This is a genomic window from Novosphingobium sp., from assembly GCF_031417815.1.
Lineage (GTDB): Bacteria > Pseudomonadota > Alphaproteobacteria > Sphingomonadales > Sphingomonadaceae > Novosphingobium.
The window spans coordinates 1-2805 of sequence record NZ_JANOWI010000014.1; the positions used below are offsets into that span (position 1 = coordinate 1).

Annotated in this window: 4 protein-coding genes; 1 reads left to right on the forward strand and 3 read right to left on the reverse strand. The window is 63.0% G+C overall.

All coding sequences use genetic code 11. The features are described from left to right. Positions 1-57 precede the first annotated feature (57 nt). The 3 genes from RMN99_RS02935 to RMN99_RS02945 form a co-directional block, all read right to left on the reverse strand. A complete protein-coding gene (locus RMN99_RS02935) occupies positions 58-507 on the reverse strand; it encodes a MaoC family dehydratase (RefSeq protein WP_309621796.1) in 450 nt (149 codons plus the stop codon). Positions 508-571: 64 nt separating this feature from the next. Continuing rightward, the gene (locus RMN99_RS02940) at positions 572-1942 is read right to left on the reverse strand and encodes a putative O-glycosylation ligase, exosortase A system-associated (protein ID WP_309621797.1); all 1371 of its coding nucleotides are present in this window, start codon (positions 1940-1942) and stop codon (positions 572-574) included. After that, positions 1935-2093 carry a hypothetical protein gene (locus tag RMN99_RS02945; RefSeq protein WP_309621798.1) on the reverse strand — a complete coding sequence of 53 codons (159 nt, stop codon included), beginning with the start codon at positions 2091-2093 and terminating at the stop codon, positions 1935-1937. Before RMN99_RS02945 ends, RMN99_RS02940 begins: the two co-directional genes overlap by 8 nt. Positions 2094-2156: 63 nt before the next feature. On the opposite strand from RMN99_RS02945, the gene RMN99_RS02950 reads away from it, so the two are divergent. Then, positions 2157-2805 (forward strand): glycosyltransferase (locus tag RMN99_RS02950; RefSeq protein ID WP_309621799.1); only part of this gene is annotated, 649 nt, incomplete at its 3' end.

A 2805-nucleotide genomic window follows, 5' to 3' on the forward strand; every position in this document is an offset into this window, starting at 1 on the left:
CTGGGCTCGCAGTCGAACCCCCACCCCAACCCCTCCCCACCGGGGAGGGGCTAAAGCTCAAACAAAGAACAGCGTGATCCATTCGCAGATCAGCGCGGGCTTGTCCTCGCCTTCGATCTCGATGGTCACTTCGTTGGTCTGCTGCCACTGTCCGGGGCGCTTTTCGACCAGCTCGAGCAGCTTGGTGTGGCTGCGAACGCGCTTGCCGGCACGGACGGGCGAGAGGAAACGGGTTTTGTTGCCGCCATAGTTGACGCCCATCTTGACGCCGCTGACGCGCCCGCCTTCGGTCATCGCGCCCAGTACCGGCAGCAGCGACAGCGTGAGGAAACCGTGAGCGATGGTCCCGCCGAACGGAGTCAGCTTGGCCTTTTCCTCGTCGATATGGATGAACTGGTGATCGCCGGTCGCATCGGCAAACATGTTGATGCGTTCCTGCGTGACGTGGAACCAGTCCGACACGCCAATCACTTCACCGGTCTTGGCGCTAAGTTCCTGCGGGGTCATGAGCCTCTCCTTGGCTTTATAAAGGAGCAATCATGGCCCAAGCCGCCGGGGCATGCAACACGCGCTATTGTGCCGCTACGGCATTGCCGATGCTGAGCGCAGGACGCTGGGTCCGCACAATCGGGCGCAGCGAATCGATTCGCCTCAGATAACTCCACAGGCCGCACTGCAGCCCGATCAGCATGTAGCAGAACGGCTGGAAGGCGATCCCCACGAACAACGATCCGGTCATATAGACCAGCAGCGATTGCTGCAGTGCATTGGCCAGCGGCGCCTGCCACATTTCGCCGGGGCCAGTGCGCTTTTTCCAGCGCTGGCGGATCAGTTCCATCTGCAGCAGCCCCGAGAACATCAGCGTCAGCCACAGGGCCAGCCCCGGCCAGCCTTGCTCGCCCAGCATCTCAAAATAGGCCGAGTGATAGGCGCGGGCCTTGTCAAAGGCTTCATGGGTTTGCACGGTGACGTTGTTGCCGGTGCCTTGAACATCGGTCAGTTCAATCCGCACTTTGTTGCCGCGATAGGCATCGAAACCGCCGCCGAACGGGTGCTCCTTGACGTATTCGAGGGTCCATTTCCACACCGCGACCCTGGTCGAAGCCGATTGATCGGCGCTGTGGTTCTCGATCGTGTTCATCCGGTCGGTATAGCTTTTGGGCAGCAGCGGGATCGTGACCAGGACGCCCACCGCGATCAGCGAAAGGTACAGCACCCGCCGCTTGACCGTGCGCAGCGCCAGCACCATCAGCAGCGCCACGCACAGCAGCCCGGTGCGTGCCTGGGTGCCGATCGGGATCAGCACGCAGGCGAAGGCCAGCGCGATGCCATAGAGTTTGACCCGCCAATCGCTGGGAAAAATCGTGCCGTGCTTGATCAGCCAGAAAATCAGCGGGATGATCGAGATTGCCACGGCGGAGATGATCGAGCCTTCGTAAAGCCCGGAATTGTCATTCACGAACAAGCGCAGCGTGCCGTATCCGCCGCCGCCCGCCAGGGTCTTGATCGCGCCGTTGATCACGATCGCGCCCACCGTCAGCGTCATGATCAGGGTTGCGGCCTCAATCCGCAGCCGCGTGGTCAAAGTCAGCGGCAGAAACATCGCAAACAGCAGCGCCTTCCATACCCAGTCCCATTTGACCAAAGCATCCTCGGGGAAATCGGCCGACAGCGTGGTCAGCCCGCAATAGACCAGCAACAAGGCGATCAGTCCCTGGCGCATGGTGAAGCGGCTGTTGATCTTGTAATCCAGCAGCAGCCAGCCGCCGAAGGCCAGCAGGAAGCTGATCAGCGAAATCGGAACGAGCTTGAGGAAGCCCCACGAAATCTTCTGCGGGGCCAGACTGTCGATATAGAGGTAGGCCAGCACCCACAGATATGGGCGGCGAAAACCAAGCGCGAGAAACGCCAGGACGAAGCCGGTCAGCGCCAGGTTAAGCACGCAAGGTGACCTTCCTGGGGGCGGGTTCCGGCGGCGGCGGTGGCGGTTCTGCAGGCGGCGGATCGGTATCGAGATCGCTGCGCTGGACCAGCCGCCAGAGCGCGAGCGCCAGCAGGGCATGGGTGACAACCAGAGAGAAATTGTCGATCATCGTCTCGCCCTAGCAGCGGTGAGTTGACGCGCCGTTAAGCCTTGTTCGCTTAGAGAATGCGTCATGACCAGGGTTCTGCATGTCCTCGATCACTCGCTGCCCCTGCACAGCGGCTACACCTTTCGCACGCGCGCGATCCTGAAAGCCCAGCAGGCTACGGGGCTGGAGGTGCGCGGGATCACCGGACTGCGCCACAGCCAGGCAGGGCCCAACACCGAAGAGGCCGACGGCATCGTGTTCCACCGCACCCGCGGCGCGGCGAACGGCCCGCCGGGCCTGCGCGAATGGCGCGAGATCCGCGCGCTGGCTGACGCTATTGTCGCCACGGCGCAGGACTGGCGCCCCGATGTGCTGCACGCCCATTCGCCCGCGCTGTGCGGGATGGCGGCGCTCCATGCGGGAAAGCAGCTTGGTATCCCGGTGGTTTATGAAATCCGCGCTTTCTGGGAAGATGCGGCCGTATCAAACGGCACGGGCAGCGAAGGAAACGTCAAATACCGGCTGACCCGTGCGCTTGAAAACCGGGCGGTCGCCGGGGCCGGGGCGGTGGTCACGATCTGCCAGGGACTGAAGGACGACCTTGTGGCGCGCGGGGTGCCCGCAGACAAGATCACGCTCAGCCCCAACGGGGTCGATCTGGCGCTGTTTGGCCACAGCGCCGCCCCAGACCCGCAGCTTCGCGCGCAACTGGGGCTGGGCGATGGGCCAGTGA

Excerpts from the sequence above, each read along its gene's own strand:
- RMN99_RS02935 (WP_309621796.1), bottom strand. The coding sequence starts at position 507 with ATGACCCCGCAGGAACTTAGCGCCAAGACCGGTGAAGTGATTGGCGTG.
- RMN99_RS02945 (WP_309621798.1), bottom strand. The coding sequence starts at position 2,093 with ATGATCGACAATTTCTCTCTGGTTGTCACCCATGCCCTGCTGGCGCTC.